Here is a 14,066-nt window from a genome sequence, read left to right as displayed (position 1 = left end):
GGCCCTCAGGCCTGGAGCCGCTCCGCGTACTGCTCCTCGTAGTAGCGACGGTATTCGCCCGACTTGATCGGCTCCCACCAGGCACGGTTGCCGCGGTACCACTCGACGGTCTCGGGCAACCCCCCCTCCCCGAACGAGTGCGCGGGCTTCCAGCCGAGATTCCTGAGCTTCGTGTCGTCGATCGCGTAACGCCGGTCGTGTCCCGCGCGGTCCTCGACATGCCTGATCAGCGACGCGTCGGCGCCTGTCAGCTCGAGGATGCGGTACGTCACCTCGAGGTTCTCGTGATCTTCCCCGCCGATGTTGTAGATCTCCCCCGGGGCACCCTCACGAAGGACGAGGTCGACTCCTGCGCAGTGATCCTCCGCGTGGAGCCACTCGCGCACCTGCTTGCCGTCCCCGTAGACGGGCAGCGGCTCGCCGTCGAGCGCGTTCGTGACGAACAGCGGCACGAGCTTCTCCGGATACTGGTTGGGCCCGAATGTGTTCGCGCCACGTGTGATGGAAGCGGCGACGCCGTAGGTCCGCACGTAGGCGAGCACCTGGAGGTCGCCTCCCGCCTTCGCGGCGCTGTAGGGGCTCGACGGTCGCAGCGGGTCGGTCTCGACGGCGCGGCCGCCCGCCTCGAGATCGCCGTAGACCTCGTCGGTCGACACCTGGACGTAGCGCGCGCGCGTCGAACGAGCCCATTCGAGGAGGGTCATCGTGCCGAGCACGTCGGTGTGGACGAACTCCTTCGGTCCGAGAATCGAGCGGTCGACGTGCGTCTCGGCGGCGAAGTTGACGATCGCCGCGCACCCCGAGCCCGCGCGCTTGACGGTCTCCGGGTCGGCGATGTCGCCGACGACCAGCTCGACTCCGGTCCCCTCGAGGTTCGCCGGGTTACCCGCGTACGTCAGCTTGTCGAGGACCACGACCTCGTCGCCCTGCGCGACGAGCCGCTTGACGAAGTGCGAGCCGATGAAGCCGGCGCCGCCGGTCACGAGGACGCGCATCCGGGGAAGGGTAGTCGACGCGTCTCACCTCGGTTGTCGACACAGACGGCTCGTCGAGCCTATGCGCCGTCGCGGATCACGACCGCGCGGACCGGCACGCCCTGCACGCTCGGCCTCAAGTCCTCACGCGCCACCCGTTCGGCGAAGGGCGCCTCGTCTTCCGGGTGCAGCGCAACGACGACCTCGTCGGCGTCGAACGTCGCGAGCGCGTCCTGGATCGCAAGCACCACGTCGGCTTCGCCCTTTCGTGCCTCGGACACGCGCGGCAGCTCGTCGGCCAGGTGCGCGGCCACCTGCTCGGCAGCCGAGGCGGCCAGCTCGTCGTTCGCGAGCCAGTCGAGGAAGCCCTGCTGCACGACCGGGACGACGACCTTGACCTCGTCGACGTCGGTGCCGAGCCGGGAGCGCAGCACATCCTCGCCGTGCTCGACGGTGCTGACGACGAGGACGTTCCGGCCCATGGAGAGAGCCTTCCCGCCCGCGCCGAAGGCTAATCCCGCTCGCTCGCGAGCGCCTCCAGGCAGGCGCGGAGCCCTTCGCGCCAGTGCGGCAGCTCGGGTGCGCCCTTCTCGCTACGCAGGATCGACACGGCGGGTCGCGGCGCCTTCGCCCCGAACTGCGCCGAGGTGATCCGCCGCACGGCGCAGGAAAGCCCGGTCTCCTCGAAGATCGCCTCCGCGAAGTCCGCCCAGCTGCAGTCGCCGGCCGCGGCGACGTGCCAGGTTCCGAATGCCCTCCCCGCGTCCACGAGCTCGCGCGTCGCGACGGCGAGGTGCCCGACGTACGTCGGGCACCCGCGTTGATCGTCGACGACCGCGACCTCCTCCCGCTCGGCCCCAAGGCGGAGCATCGTGCGCACGAAGTTGTGGCCCGTGGGGCCGAAGAGCCAGGACGAGCGCACGACCCACGCGCGGTCGCCTGCCGCGGCCTCCCCGTGAAGCTTCGAGCGCCCGTAGGCCGAGAGCGGCGACGGTGTGTCCGACTCGACGTACGGCGCGCCTTTCGCTCCGTCGAAGACGTAGTCGCTCGAGTAGGCGACGAGCGGCGCGCCGAGTGCCGCGGCGTTCGCCGTGCCGCCCACGTTCGCGGCGGCAGCGCCCTGGGGGTCGTCCTCGGCGCCGTCGACGTCCGTCCAGGCGGCTGCGTGGAGCACGAGATCCGGCCGCCACGGAAGGGCCGGCGCCTCGTGGCGGACGTCCCATCCGTCTCGACCGACCGGAAGCACCTCGTCGCCTGCGAACGCCACCGCGAGCGCGCGGCCGAGCTGGCCGCCTGCGCCGGTGATCAGGGTGCGGCGTCGCGCGCGGACAGGATCGGCGTCGTCGTGCTCCACAGGTGCGCGACCCGGTCGTCGTCCCACGGGATACCGTGCTCGTCCGGGTCGTCGGGGTCGTATTCCTCGGTCACGTGGTAGCAGAAGAGAAGATCGGTGAGCGCCTCGAAGCCGTGCGCGTTCCGCCCCGGGACGTAGATCGCGACCGGGTTGTCGTCGCCGATGTCCTCGGTGAAGGTGGCGCCGGTCTCCCGGTCGAGGACGACGACCCGGGCCGTGCCCTGGAGGCAGACGAAGAGGTCGTCCTGGCCGCGCTCGTGGTAGTGGAGGCCGCGGATCACGCCCTTGCGAGAGAACGAGAGGTTCGTCTGCACCGTGGGCCGCGGAAGGGCGCTGTCTCGGCGGAGCTCGCAGAACCAGCCGCGCTCGTCCTCGAAGCGGCGCAACGGGAACCGGACGACGCCCTCGACCGTCACCCGTTCGCCCCGGTCTCCTCGACGAGGCGGCCGATCTCGGCGAGGTGCTGCCAGTGCTTGCCCGCGTCCTCCCACCAGCCCTCGACGCGCACGACGTCGAGGCGGCCCTGCTCCGCGTAGTGGCGGTTGACGTCCGTGATCTCGAGTTCCCCCCGGGACGACGGCTCGAGGCTGCCGATCACGTCGAAGACGTCCGGGGGGAAGCAGTAGAGCCCGACCACGGCGTCGCTCGTCGGCGGCCGTTCGTAGCGCGTGTCGACGACGCCGGCCTTCTCGACGATGTCGACCACGCGGCCGTCCTCGTAGACGACGACGCCGAAGTTCTCGGGGTCGGGGACGTCCTTGACGAAGATCAGCGCCCGGTCGCTGTCCTGCGCCCAGGCGGCGATCGCCGAGGCCTGCGACCGCTCGAAGATGTTGTCGCCGAGGACGACGACCAGGTGGTCGCCGCGCGCGAAGTCTCGCGCCATGCCGACGACCTGCGCGATGCCCCCTGCCTCCGTCTGCACCTTGTACGTGAGGTCGAGCGAGAGCAGCGGCGTGTCCGAGCCGCGCGCGGCCAGCCGCCCGTCCCCGAGCAGGTCGATCATCTGGCCGGCGTGGCCCTTGCCCGTGACCACGAGGACGCTCTCCAACCCTGCCCGCTCGAGGAGCTGAAGCGGGTAGTAGATCATCGGCCAGCGGCCCACCGGCAGCAGGTGCTTGTTCGCGACGCGTGTGAGCTCCCCGAGGCGGGTCGCCTCACCGCCCGCGCAGACGAGGCCCTTCATGACGCGCGATCGTACTCACGCGGGATGCGGGCAGGCGCCGCCGCCGTCACGCACGGCGCCGGGCACGTGCCTCGGCCTTGCGCCGGCGGACACCCGGCACCGCGCGCACCGCGGCGAACCACACGTAGGTCACGGCGACGACGAATGCGGAAAGTGCGAGCGCGAACCGCTTCAGCATCCTCACGACGTGCATCGTAGAACGCCGCCGCGGGTAATACTTGAGCTTGGATCACGAGAGAAAGGAAGGCCGCGATGGCGAAGAAAGCGGCAAAGATGGGCGATACGATCGATCTCGTCCGGCCGTACCTCGAGCGGGCACTGCGCGACGAGGAGTTCCGCGAGGACCTGAAAGATGCGCTCAAGGCGGCGCGCGAGCTGTACGGGCCGCTCACGAAGCAGAACGGCGTCGGTGCGTCGGCGAAGGCGCTGGCCACCGACAAGAAGACCCAGGAGCAGATGCGGCGCGCGGTGGACGACCTGCTGAGCGCCAAAGACACGCTCCAGGGCAAGAAGAAGAAGAGCCACAAGGGCCGCAACATGGTCCTGCTCGCCGGGATCGTCGCGGGGGCGCTCTACAACCCCTGGACGGGCCCGCAGACGCGCGAGAAGCTCCTCGACCTGGTCGCCGGGAACGACGACCTGCAGCCGCTCGACACGTTCGAGACCACGGCCGCCGACGCGAAGGCCGGCGCCGCCGACTCGGTCGCGGACGCCGCGGAGACGACGGAAGAGGCCGCGTCGGACGTCAAGGCGAAGGCCTCGAAGGCCGCGAGCTCGAGCTAGGGACCGGTGCCGGAGCGGGCCTCGCCGCCGGCGAGCGCCCGCTTCAGCGCACCGGCCACGAGCCCGCTGGCGGACGAGATGTCGTCCGCCTCGAGCAGCACGGCGCCCGCCTGTGCCGAGGCGACGGGAGCCCCGGGCGGCCCCGCGAGACCGTCACGGCCGAGCAGGTAGGTCCGCCCGGAAGAAAAAGACACGTCTTCCGCGCGACGCCAGGCCACGAGGAAGGGGTACGGCGCCACGGCGCCGTCGTAGCCATACCCGAGGAACTCCACGGGGTGGATCTCGAAGTGGAGGTGCGGAACGCCGCCGTCCGCGTCTCCGGAGTCGCCGACGAACCCGAGGACGTCGCCCGCCTTCACCCGCTTCCCGGCGATCGCGAGGGGCGAGTACGCGCTCAGGTGCGCGTAGTAGAACTCGTTCCCACCCGCGTCGCGGAGCCACAGCCGCCAGCCGCCGATGTCGTTCCAGCCGACCGAGAACAGCGTCCCGTCGGCGACCGCGAGCAACGGCGTTCCGTACGGGGCGACGAGGTCCTCGCCGTGGTGCCACTTGCCCGCAACGTCCGCGCGGAACGCCCCGAACGTGTTCCCGAACGCGGCGGAGCCGAACACCGGAAACACGTAGCCGCCCCGCGTCAGCCGCGCCGTCACCTCGGGAGCGGCCTGCACGACCTCCGGCGGCGCTCCGGGAATCGAGCGGCCGGGCTCTCGCGGAGCGCTCGGCGACGGCCGCGGCGGCGGCGTCGACCGGAGCCCCGGCGTCGCCGTCGTCTTCCCCGGCGTCCGCGGCGCGCCGTCGACGTTCCGGGGGGGTGTCGTCGACGGGGTGGGAGCCGCCGCAGCGACGGCGCGCGCCGTCGCGACGCCGACGACGAGCTCGGTGCCTGCCGGCAACCCGGCGTGCTCCGTGATCAGACGGATGCGCAGGCCGGTGACGGCGCTCTCGGCCGAGCGCGGCGAATCCGACGTGGTGCGCGTCGACCCGAGGACGTCGAGCGTGCCCCAGTCGGCCAGCGGCAGCTGCACGTTGCCGCTCGGCGTGACCGGTTGGCCGAGGACGACGAGCCCCGTGATCGCCGAGGTACCGGCGTCGCCGGTGGCGCCGGCTGCCCCTGCGGCCGCGCCCGCCCGGACCGTCACGGACTCGGCGACGACCTCGCCCGCGAAGGCGGAGACGGCGAGCGCCCTGATCGAGCCCTCGGCGGACGACGACGTCCCGGGCTGCGCCGTCGTTGTCGCGGTCGAGGCGCCGACCCGCAGCGCGGAGCCGTCGGCCGGGTATGCGAACGCGCCGCCTCCGCTCGCCGTCGGCGGCGCGCTGAGCTGCGCGGTCGCCGCGCCCGCCTGTCCAGGCACCGTGACCTGGGCGACGAGCGCCGTCGCGCGGGTCTCGGATGCCGTGGGCGCCACGGGGGCCGCAGCGGCGATCCCCGCGACGGTCGCGGCGAGCACGAGGACGACGGCTGCCCGGACGCCCCTCACGACGGGTCAGGGTAGCGGCGCGCGCGACGGACGGCTCGCAGCGCGAGCTGCGCGGCCACCCCCAGGAGCAGGATCCCGAAGAGCCTCCGAAGGACGCTCTCGTCGATTCTCGTCGCGATCTGGACTCCGAGCTCCGCGCCGACGACGGAGACGGCCCCGATCAGGAGCGCCGCTCGAACCCTCAGGTTGCCGAACGACCGTTGCCGCGCGGCGCCCACAGCGGCTGTCGGAACGATCGCGAGGAGCGACGTCGCCCCCGCCTCGACCTGCCCGAGCCCGAGGAGGACGAGCGTCGGGACGAACAGGATCCCTCCGCCGACCCCGAAGACCCCCGAGAGGACACCCGCGCCGAGGCCGAGGCAGAGCGCGGCCGCGATCGTCCAACCGCTCATCCGACGATCAGCCAGACCCCGACGACGACCAGCAACCCCGCGAAGGCGAGCGTCAGGACCTCTCCGGAGAGACGCTGCTGCAGCTGTGTCCCCGCGAGCGCCCCCGCGACCGCGGGGAGCCCGACGAGCGCGGCGTACGCGGGCCGTACCTCGCCGCGCGCGGCGTAGAGCACGACGCCGGCCGTGGCGGTCACGAGGATCGCCCCGAGCGACGTCGCCGCGGCCGCGTGGGTCGGAAACGCGGCGAGCGCCACGAGGAGTGGGACGAGGACGATTCCGCCGCCGACGCCGAAGAGCGTCGAGAAGACGCCTGCGACGAGACCGATCAGTGCGAGGCGCGCCGTCATGGAGAGCCGTTCGGAGCGCACCGCTCGTATCCTAGGCCGCCGATGCCGGACGACCCCCTCCACGTGCTCGCCTCCGAGCCCGGGCGTGCGGCGATCCTGCTCGACGTCGACGGCACCCTCGCCCCGATCGTGGCGGGGCCCGAGAACGCGCTGATCCCGGACGAGACCCGCGCGGAGCTCGCCCGGCTCGCCGCGCGCTATGCGCTCGTCGCGTGCGTCAGCGGCCGACCGGGTGCAGAGGTCGAGCGGATGCTCGGTGTCCCCGGCGTGGCGATCGTGGGCGAGCACGGGCTCGAGCTCGAGCCGGACGCAGCCGCCTGGGCCGAGCGCATCCGCCGGTTCGCGCGCGGGGTCGACTGGCCCTCGGAGGCGAAGCCGCTCAGCGCCTCGTTCCACTTCCGTCGCGCCGACGACGAGGCGGCCGCGCGCGCCTACCTCACGCGCGTGGCCGAGGACGCGGCGGCGGCGGGGCTCGTGCCCCGGTGGGGGAGGATGGTGCTCGAGGTCCGTCCTCCCGTCGACGCGCACAAGGGGACTGCCGTGCGGACGCTCGTGGCTCGGGCGGGCGTCCGGCGCGCGCTTTACGCGGGGGACGATCGCACGGACGTCGACGCGTTCGACGGGCTCGACGGGCTCGAGCTCGGCGTCCGGGTCGCCGTCGCCTCGGCGGAGGCGCCGCCCGAGCTGCTCGAGGCGGCAGACGTGGTGGTCGACGGCACGGAGGGCGTGCTCGAGCTGCTGCGCGCGCTCTAGCCCGACCCCGCCTCGCGGCGCAGCAGCTCCCAGGCGTGCCGCACGTCGTCCTCGGTCGTGCGCGCGTTCCCGATCGCGAGGCGCAGGACGAGGCGGCCGTCGAGCCTCGTGTGGGAGAGGAACGCCTCGCCGCTCGCGTTGACGCGCTCCAGAAGCGCCTCGTTCTCCTCGTCTGTGCCCTCGCGGCGGAAGCAGACGAGCGAGAAGGGGCGCGGCGCGACGACCTCCCAGCCGGGCGCGTCCCGCACCCACTGCTCGAAGAGCGCCGCAAGGCCGAGGTGCTCGCGGATCACGGCCTGGAGGCCCTCCCTCCCGTAGCAGCGGAGCACCGCCCAGAGCTTCAGCGCCCGGAAGCGACGCCCGAGCGGCACCCCGTACTCGCTCAGGCTGACGACGTCCTCGCTGACGCGGAGGTACTCGGGCACGAGGCTGAAGGCCGCGCGGAGATCGTCCGGTCGTCTGCTCCAGAAGGCCGAGCAGTCCATCGGCGTGAAGAGCCATTTGTGCGGGTTGACCCCGATCGAGTCGGCCCGCTCCCAGCCCGCGAAGAGGTGGCGTAGCTCCGGGCACACGGCGGCGCTGCCCGCGTACGCGGCGTCGACGTGGAGCCACACGCCGGCCTCGGCGCACAGCTCGGCGAGCTGCGGCACGGGGTCGATCGCGGTCGACGACGTCGTCCCGATCGTGGCCACGAGGGCGCAGGCGTCCCTCAGATCGACCTCGTCGGCCCGCATCGCGTGGTGCCGGTCGCCCGGCACCGGCCGCAGCTCGAGCTCGAGCAGGCGGGCCGCCTTCGCGGTCGAGGAGTGCGTGTGCTCGGAACAGACGACCACCCGCTTCCCCGGCGACGCGGCGCGCGCGGCGGCGAGCGCGGTGACGAGCCCGGTCGACGCCGTGTCCTCGATGTGGCCGTGCATCCCCGCAGGCAGGCCGAGCAGGTCGGCGAGCCACTCGAGCGTCACCTCCTCGAGCTCCTGGAGCGCCGGAGAGGCACGCCAGAGGATCCCCACCTGGTTGAGAGCCGCGACGAGGAGCTCGGCGAGAATCCCCGGCTCGGACGCCGTCGTCGCGAAGTACGCGAAATAGCGTGGGCTCTGCCAGTGCGTGAGGCCGGGCAGGAGCACGTCGTCGAGATCGCGGAGGACGGCTGAGAACGGCTCGGCGGTCTCCGGTGCCCGCTCCGGGAGCGCCGCGCGAATGGCGCCGGGCTCGACCCGGGAGAGGACGGGCAGCTCGCGCACGCGCTCGAGGTAGGACGCGGCCCATTCGAGCGCCGCGGCGCCGTCGTCCCGGAAGCTGCTCACGAGCGGAGCTTCGCGATCTCGCGCCACGGCCGGGTGTTGAGGACGTTCGCCTTGGTGAGCCAGGCGCGGCGCGCCTGGGCGATGCCGAGGTCGCGGTATCCGAGCGCCTTCGTCGAGTGCGCGTCCGTGTTGACGGGGACCAGCACGCCGGCCTCGCCCGCAAGCCGCGCATGCACGTCGCGGAGGTCGAGCCGGTCGGGCTGGCTGTTGATCTCGAGCGCCGTCCCGGTCTCGACGGCGCGGGCAACGACCTTCTCGACGTCGACGTCCGCTCCGGCGCGCTTGTTCAGCTTCCGTCCAGTGAGATGGCCGATGCAGTCGACGTGCGGGTGATCGAGCGCAGCGAGGATCCGCTCGGTCGGGCTCCGGTCGAAGCCCTGGTGCAGCGAGGCGACGACCCAGTCGAGCTCGGCGAGGACGTCCTCTGCGACGTCGATCGCGCCGTCGGAGCGGATGTTCGCCTCGACGCCCTTCAGCACCCGGAAGGGCTTCATTCGCGCGTTGACCTCGTCGATCTCGCGCCACTGCGCCTCCATCCGCCCGTCGCGGAGGTAGTGCGAGTGGTCGGTCAGTGCGAGGAACGCGTACCCGAGGCCCGTCGCCGTGCGTGCCATCTCCTCGATCGAGCCCTTCCCGTCCGCCGACCACGTCGAGTGGCAGTGGAGCTCGCCCCGGAGGTCGGAGGCCTCGACGAGCGCCGGCAGGCTGCCGTTGCGGGCCGCCGCGAGCTCCCCGGCGTTCTCGCGGAGCTCCGGCGGGATCGGCTCGTAGCCGAGGAAGCGGTAGAGCTCGTCCTCCTCGCGGAACCGGTGCACCTCGCCGGTCTCGACGACCGTGACCCCGTACTCGGAGATGGAGAGGCCACGCCGCTGCGCCTCCTCGCGCAGGGCGACGTTGTGGTCCTTCGAGCCGGTGAAGTGCTGGAGGAGGCTGCCGTAGTCCTCGGGCGGGACGACGCGCAGATCGAGCCGCAGTCCCTGCTTGGTGACGACGGTCGCCTTCGTGTCTCCCTGCGCCGCGACCTCGAGCACCCACGGCTGGGTGACGAAGTGGGCGATGAGAGCGCCCGGGTCGGTCGCGGTTGCGATCACGTCCAGGTCGCGGAAGGTCTCGCGTCCGCGGCGGACGCTTCCCGCGCCGGAGACCTCCACGGCTGCGGGGTGCGCCCGCAACGCCTCGACGACCTCGTGTACGACCGGAAGCCCGACGCCGAGGAGCCCGCGCCGCTCGGGCTCGGGGCCGAAGCCCTTCGCGAGGGCCTCCAGGATCTTCTCCTCGCTCTTCGCGCCGAGACCCTGAAGCGTGCGCACCCGCTGCTGCTCGGCCGCCTGCCGGAGGCCCTCGAGCGTCGTGACGTCGAGCTCACGCCAGATTCGCGCCGCGGTCTTCGGGCCGAGCCCGGGCAGCCGCAGGAACTGGCGCACCTCGGGCGGCACCTCCGCGCGGCGCTTCTCGAGCGCGGCCATCTCGCCCGTCTCCGTCAGCTCGACGACCTTCGCCTCGATCGTGGCGCCGATCCCCGGCAGCTCCTTCGCCGTGCCCTGGAGCGCGAGCTCGGCGATCGATGCGCCGGTCTCGCGGATCCGCGTCGCGGCGCGCCGGTACGCGAGCACCCGGAAGCCCTGTTCGCCGAGGATCTCCGAGATGTCTGCGAGCTCGTCGAGCGCGTCTGCGACGTCTGCGTTGCGGGGGAGCGGCGGCATCCGACGATCATAGGGACGGGTCCGAGCGAGGCGGAGCGGGCAGACTCCGCCGATGAGCTCGCCCCTTCGCGCCGTGGTCTGCGTCCCGACGTACAACGAGCGCGAGAACCTCGAGCCGCTCGTCCGGGCGCTCGGCGAGGTGCTCGACACGACCCGTGACCGGGTGCTCGTGATCGACGACTCCTCGCCCGACGGCACCGGCGAGCTCGCCGACCGGCTCGCCGACGAGCTGCCCTGGGTGGAGGTGCTGCACCGGTCGGCCAAGGAGGGGATCGGGCGCGCGTACCTCGCGGGGTTCGCCCACGCACTTGCTTCGGGCACCGAGCTCGTGCTCGAGATGGACTGCGACTTCTCCCACGATCCGCGCGACGTGCCGCGCCTGATCGCCACGTGCGAGGAGGAAGCCGACCTCGTGCTCGGCTCCCGCTGGGTCGAGGGGGGCGGCACCGAGAACTGGGGGGTCGTCCGGCGCTTCGTCTCGCGCGGAGGCTCGCTCTACGCGCGGCTCGTGCTCGGCGTCGGGATCCGCGACCTGACGGGCGGCTTCAAGTGCTTCCGCCGGCACGTGCTCGAGACGATCGATCTCGACGCGATCGCTGCGCGCGGCTACGGCTTCCAGATCGAGGGGACGTACCGGGCGCTTCGGGCAGGCTTCGGGGTGGTGGAGATCCCGATCACGTTCGTCGACCGTCGCGTCGGCGAGTCGAAGATGAGCGGCGCGATCGTGCTCGAGGCGATGCGCCAGGTGCCCCTGCTCCGGTGGAAGGCGCTGCGGGGGCGTCTTTGATGGTCGACGCGACGGATGCCACGTTCCAGGCGGAGGTGCTCGACTCGGAGCTTCCGGTGCTGGTCGAGTTCACGGCGCCGTGGTGCCGCCCGTGCGAGGCGATCGAGCCGTTCCTCGTCGACCTCGGTCGTGAGCACGAAGGGCGCCTGCGGCTCGTACGGCTCGACATCGACGCGAACCTCCGCGTGCCGTCTCGCTACGGAGTGCTCTCGCTCCCGACCGTGATCGTGTTCGCCGCCGGAGAGCCGGTCGAGACCGTCCACGGCGCCCAGCCGAGACGCCGATACGCCGAGGCGGTCGAGCGGGCGCTCGCCGCGTAGCCCGGCCCTGCCGTCGTCTACCCTCGGCGCCGTGGACGACACAGCCGTCGTGCGGGAGCTGCTCGAGGCGATCCGCGCCCGCGACGTCGACCGCATCGCCGCCTGCTTCGCCCCGGATGCACGGCTCCGCGCGCTGACACCGCACGAGCTCCGCGAGCTGGACGGGCCGGACGCGATCGCCGATCGGTACCGCCGCTGGCTGGAGCCGCTCGAGTCGTTCGACGTCGTCTCGGGCGACGTCGAGCCGATCGCCGACCGGATCAGGCTCCGGTACCGCTTCCGCGGCCGCGACCGGGTCAAGGGGTGGCAGGAGAACGAGCACACCGCGTACGCCACCGTCACGAAGGGGCGTGTCGAGGCCCTCAACCTCTCGTGCGCGGGATTCCGGCCGTCGGAGCCGCCGGGCTGAGCGCCACCGCGGCCTGGGAGAGCGTCCTCGAGGGAGCCGTCGAGGTCGCCCATCGGAGCGTCGAGCCACCGCGTGCCGGGCGGCTCGAGTCGCTTCCCGCAGGCCTGCACCGGGACGTCAGGGCGGTGCTCGAGGCTCGCGGGATCACCGGCGTCTACGCGCACCAGGCCGAGACGTGGGAGGCGGCCGCACGCGGCGAGAGCGTCGTCGTGACGACGGGAACGGCGTCCGGTAAGTCGCTCGCGTTCTCACTCCCCGTACTCGATGCGGTCGCACGCGAGCGGACGGCGCGCGCGCTCTTCCTCTACCCGACGAAGGCGCTGGCGCAGGACCAGGCGCGCTGGCTCGCCGGGCTCGGCCTGCGAGGCCTCCGGCCGGCGATCTACGACGGCGACACGCCGGTGGAACAACGCGCCCACGTGCGGCGCACGGCGAACGCGATCCTCACGAACCCCGACATGCTCCACGTCGGCGTCCTGCCACACCACGACCGTTGGGGCGACGTGCTCCACAACCTCCGCGTCGTCGTCGTCGACGAGGCCCACGTCTACCGCGGCGTCTTCGGGTCGCACGTCGCCAACGTCCTCCGGCGGCTGCGTCGGCTGGCCCACGCCTACGGCGCGGAGCCGCAGTTCCTCCTCGCGTCGGCGACGATCGCGAACCCCGGCGAGCTCGCGTCGCGCCTCACCGGCCTCGACGTCCGCGTCGTCGACACGGACACGTCCCCGCGGGCGGAGCGCGAGGTCGTGCTCTGGAACCCGGAGCTCGTGGACGAGGAGCTCGGCATCCGTGCGAGCCCGCTCGGGGACGCCTCGCGGCTGCTCGCGGGACTCGTCGCGGCCGGGCTGCGCGTGATCTGCTTCACCAAGAGCCGCAAGGCGGCGGAGCTCGTCCACCGCTTCGCCGCCGATCGCCTCGACGCTGCGACGGCGCGACGGCTGGCGCCGTACAGGGCCGGCTACACGCCCGAGCAGCGGCGGGAGATCGAGCGGCGGCTCGTCGAGGGCGAGCTGCTCGGCGTCACGGCGACGAACGCGCTCGAGCTCGGGATCGACATCGGGACGCTCGACTGCGCAATCTGTGTGGGGTTCCCGGGCACGGTCGCATCCCTACGTCAGCAATGGGGCCGCGCAGGCCGCCGAGCCGGGGGACTCGCGGTGCTCGTCGCGAGCGAGGACGCCCTCGACCAGTTCTTCGTCGACGATCCGCCGGCCCTGCTCGGCCGGACGACCGAAGCGGCGCTGATCGACCATTCGGCACCACGGATCCTCGACGGGCACGTCCTCGCCGCGGCCTACGAAGGGCCGTTGACAGCGGCGGACGCGGACGTGCTCGGCCCCGAGGCTCTCGCCCGGGCGGCCGTGCTGCCGGAGCTCGAGGCGACGCCGGCCGGCTTCGTCTGGCGCGGCCGGGACACCCCCGCGGCGCGGATCTCGCTCCGCTCGGGGGACACCGAGGCGTTCGTCATCGTCGAGGAGGAGACCGGCTCCGTGCTCGGGACGGCGGAACGGGAGCGCGCGTTCTCGACGGTGCACGACGGCGCCGTCTACCTTCACCTCGGCGACCAGTACGGCGTCACGCGGCTCGACCTCGGGACGCGGACGGCGCTCGTGCGGCCGGTCGCCGTCGACTGGTACACGCAGGCGAGGAAGGAGACCGAGACGACGATCGTGACGCCGCTCTCGACGCGGCAGGTCGCGGGCGTCGAGCTCCACCACGGCCGCATCGAGGTGTGGGAACAGGTCGTCGCCTTCCAGCGAAAGGCCGTCGCGGACGGGAGCGTGATCGACACGACGCCGCTCGACCTCCCGCCGACGTCGTTCGAGACCGAGGGCGTGTGGTTTTCACCGGATGGCGGGCTGCTCGAAGGAATCGGCACGATGCCGACGCTTGTCTCTGCTCTCCACGCGGCCGAGCACGCGCTCATCTCGTTGCTGCCCCTGTTCGCGATGTGCGACCGCTGGGACATCGGCGGCCTCTCGACGAACGTCCACGAGCAGACGGGCCGGCCGACGGTGTTCGTCTACGAGGGGCACGCGGGCGGCGTCGGCATCACCGAGCGCGGGTTCGCCTGCTTCGCGGAATGGGTCGCCGACACGGCCGTCCTTCTCGCGCGCTGCCCGTGCAAGGCCGGGTGCCCGTCCTGCGTCCAGAGCCCGAAGTGCGGCAACCTGAACGAGCTCCTCGACAAGGCCGCGGCGAGGACGCTGCTCGAGCGGATGACGGCGGCATAGGTCATCGGCGCCGCGGGATCGGCGGTGCCGGAGCGCGGG

At 72.6% G+C, this 14,066-nt stretch carries 17 protein-coding genes; 6 read left to right on the top strand and 11 right to left on the bottom strand.

All coding sequences use genetic code 11. The features are described from left to right. Positions 1–5: 5 nt before the first annotated feature. The 6 genes from rfbB to VNM44_RS12280 are packed head-to-tail and all read right to left on the bottom strand — an operon-like array spanning position 6 to position 3,698. Positions 6–995: a dTDP-glucose 4,6-dehydratase gene (gene rfbB, locus VNM44_RS12305; RefSeq protein WP_325626179.1), complete on the bottom strand. Its 990-nt coding sequence runs from the start codon at positions 993–995 to the stop codon at positions 6–8. 59 nt (positions 996–1,054) lie between these two features. Then, the gene (locus VNM44_RS12300; protein WP_325626178.1) at positions 1,055–1,456 is read right to left on the bottom strand and encodes a hypothetical protein; all 402 of its coding nucleotides are present in this window, start codon (positions 1,454–1,456) and stop codon (positions 1,055–1,057) included. 29 nt (positions 1,457–1,485) lie between these two features. Next, positions 1,486–2,328: a dTDP-4-dehydrorhamnose reductase gene (gene rfbD / locus VNM44_RS12295; protein ID WP_325626177.1), complete on the bottom strand. Its 843-nt coding sequence runs from the start codon at positions 2,326–2,328 to the stop codon at positions 1,486–1,488. Beyond that, positions 2,280–2,744 (bottom strand): dTDP-4-dehydrorhamnose 3,5-epimerase family protein, encoded by a 465-nt coding sequence (locus VNM44_RS12290; protein ID WP_325626176.1) that lies wholly within the window; start codon positions 2,742–2,744, stop codon positions 2,280–2,282. Before VNM44_RS12290 ends, rfbD begins: the two co-directional genes overlap by 49 nt. Beyond that, on the bottom strand, positions 2,741–3,514 hold the full coding sequence (locus VNM44_RS12285; protein WP_325626175.1) for a sugar phosphate nucleotidyltransferase: 774 nt from the start codon (positions 3,512–3,514) through the stop codon (positions 2,741–2,743). Before VNM44_RS12285 ends, VNM44_RS12290 begins: the two co-directional genes overlap by 4 nt. A 46-nt stretch (positions 3,515–3,560) precedes the next feature. Continuing rightward, complete coding sequence (locus VNM44_RS12280; RefSeq protein ID WP_325626174.1) at positions 3,561–3,698, bottom strand: hypothetical protein; 138 nt, start codon at positions 3,696–3,698, stop codon at positions 3,561–3,563. A gap of 68 nt (positions 3,699–3,766) precedes the next feature. On the opposite strand from VNM44_RS12280, the gene VNM44_RS12275 reads away from it, so the two are divergent. After that, positions 3,767–4,297 (top strand): hypothetical protein, encoded by a 531-nt coding sequence (locus VNM44_RS12275; protein WP_325626173.1) that lies wholly within the window; start codon positions 3,767–3,769, stop codon positions 4,295–4,297. On the opposite strand, the gene VNM44_RS12270 is transcribed toward VNM44_RS12275, so the two are convergent. Genes VNM44_RS12270 through VNM44_RS12260 form a run of 3 tightly spaced genes read right to left on the bottom strand, consistent with a single transcriptional unit; the run spans position 4,294 to position 6,538 of the window. After that, positions 4,294–5,778: a M23 family metallopeptidase gene (locus tag VNM44_RS12270; RefSeq protein ID WP_325626172.1), complete on the bottom strand. Its 1,485-nt coding sequence runs from the start codon at positions 5,776–5,778 to the stop codon at positions 4,294–4,296. The genes VNM44_RS12275 and VNM44_RS12270 overlap by 4 nt on opposite strands. Further along, positions 5,775–6,170: a sulfite exporter TauE/SafE family protein gene (locus VNM44_RS12265; protein WP_325626171.1), complete on the bottom strand. Its 396-nt coding sequence runs from the start codon at positions 6,168–6,170 to the stop codon at positions 5,775–5,777. Before VNM44_RS12265 ends, VNM44_RS12270 begins: the two co-directional genes overlap by 4 nt. Beyond that, positions 6,167–6,538: a sulfite exporter TauE/SafE family protein gene (locus tag VNM44_RS12260; RefSeq protein WP_325626170.1), complete on the bottom strand. Its 372-nt coding sequence runs from the start codon at positions 6,536–6,538 to the stop codon at positions 6,167–6,169. Before VNM44_RS12260 ends, VNM44_RS12265 begins: the two co-directional genes overlap by 4 nt. A gap of 21 nt (positions 6,539–6,559) precedes the next feature. Between VNM44_RS12260 and otsB the strand changes: the two genes are divergently transcribed. Then, a complete protein-coding gene (otsB, locus tag VNM44_RS12255) occupies positions 6,560–7,270 on the top strand; it encodes a trehalose-phosphatase (protein ID WP_325626169.1) in 711 nt (236 codons plus the stop codon). Here the strand turns inward: otsB and VNM44_RS12250 are convergent. After that, positions 7,267–8,574 carry a pyridoxal phosphate-dependent decarboxylase family protein gene (locus VNM44_RS12250; RefSeq protein WP_325626168.1) on the bottom strand — a complete coding sequence of 436 codons (1,308 nt, stop codon included), beginning with the start codon at positions 8,572–8,574 and terminating at the stop codon, positions 7,267–7,269. The genes otsB and VNM44_RS12250 overlap by 4 nt on opposite strands. Further along, positions 8,571–10,277 carry a DNA polymerase/3'-5' exonuclease PolX gene (gene polX / locus VNM44_RS12245; RefSeq protein WP_325626167.1) on the bottom strand — a complete coding sequence of 569 codons (1,707 nt, stop codon included), beginning with the start codon at positions 10,275–10,277 and terminating at the stop codon, positions 8,571–8,573. The genes VNM44_RS12250 and polX overlap by 4 nt, the downstream gene beginning before the upstream one ends. Positions 10,278–10,329: 52 nt before the next feature. Between polX and VNM44_RS12240 the strand changes: the two genes are divergently transcribed. Genes VNM44_RS12240 through VNM44_RS12225 form a run of 4 tightly spaced genes read left to right on the top strand, consistent with a single transcriptional unit; the run spans position 10,330 to position 14,027 of the window. Then, on the top strand, positions 10,330–11,064 hold the full coding sequence (locus VNM44_RS12240) for a polyprenol monophosphomannose synthase (protein ID WP_325626166.1): 735 nt from the start codon (positions 10,330–10,332) through the stop codon (positions 11,062–11,064). Beyond that, positions 11,064–11,384, top strand: coding sequence for a thioredoxin family protein (locus VNM44_RS12235; protein WP_325626165.1), 321 nt, complete (start codon positions 11,064–11,066; stop codon positions 11,382–11,384). The genes VNM44_RS12240 and VNM44_RS12235 overlap by 1 nt, the downstream gene beginning before the upstream one ends. Positions 11,385–11,415: 31 nt before the next feature. Further along, entirely contained in the window at positions 11,416–11,793 is a 378-nt protein-coding gene (locus VNM44_RS12230; protein WP_325626164.1) for a nuclear transport factor 2 family protein, read from the top strand. Next, positions 11,757–14,027 (top strand): DEAD/DEAH box helicase, encoded by a 2,271-nt coding sequence (locus tag VNM44_RS12225; protein WP_325626163.1) that lies wholly within the window; start codon positions 11,757–11,759, stop codon positions 14,025–14,027. The genes VNM44_RS12230 and VNM44_RS12225 overlap by 37 nt, the downstream gene beginning before the upstream one ends. The last annotated feature ends 39 nt before the right edge of the window (positions 14,028–14,066 follow it).

It is taken from the genome of Gaiella sp., assembly GCF_035558935.1.
Classification (GTDB): domain Bacteria; phylum Actinomycetota; class Thermoleophilia; order Gaiellales; family Gaiellaceae; genus Gaiella.
The sequence above is the reverse complement of the archived record's forward strand: the minus strand, read 5'-3'. Positions and strand labels throughout refer to the sequence as shown.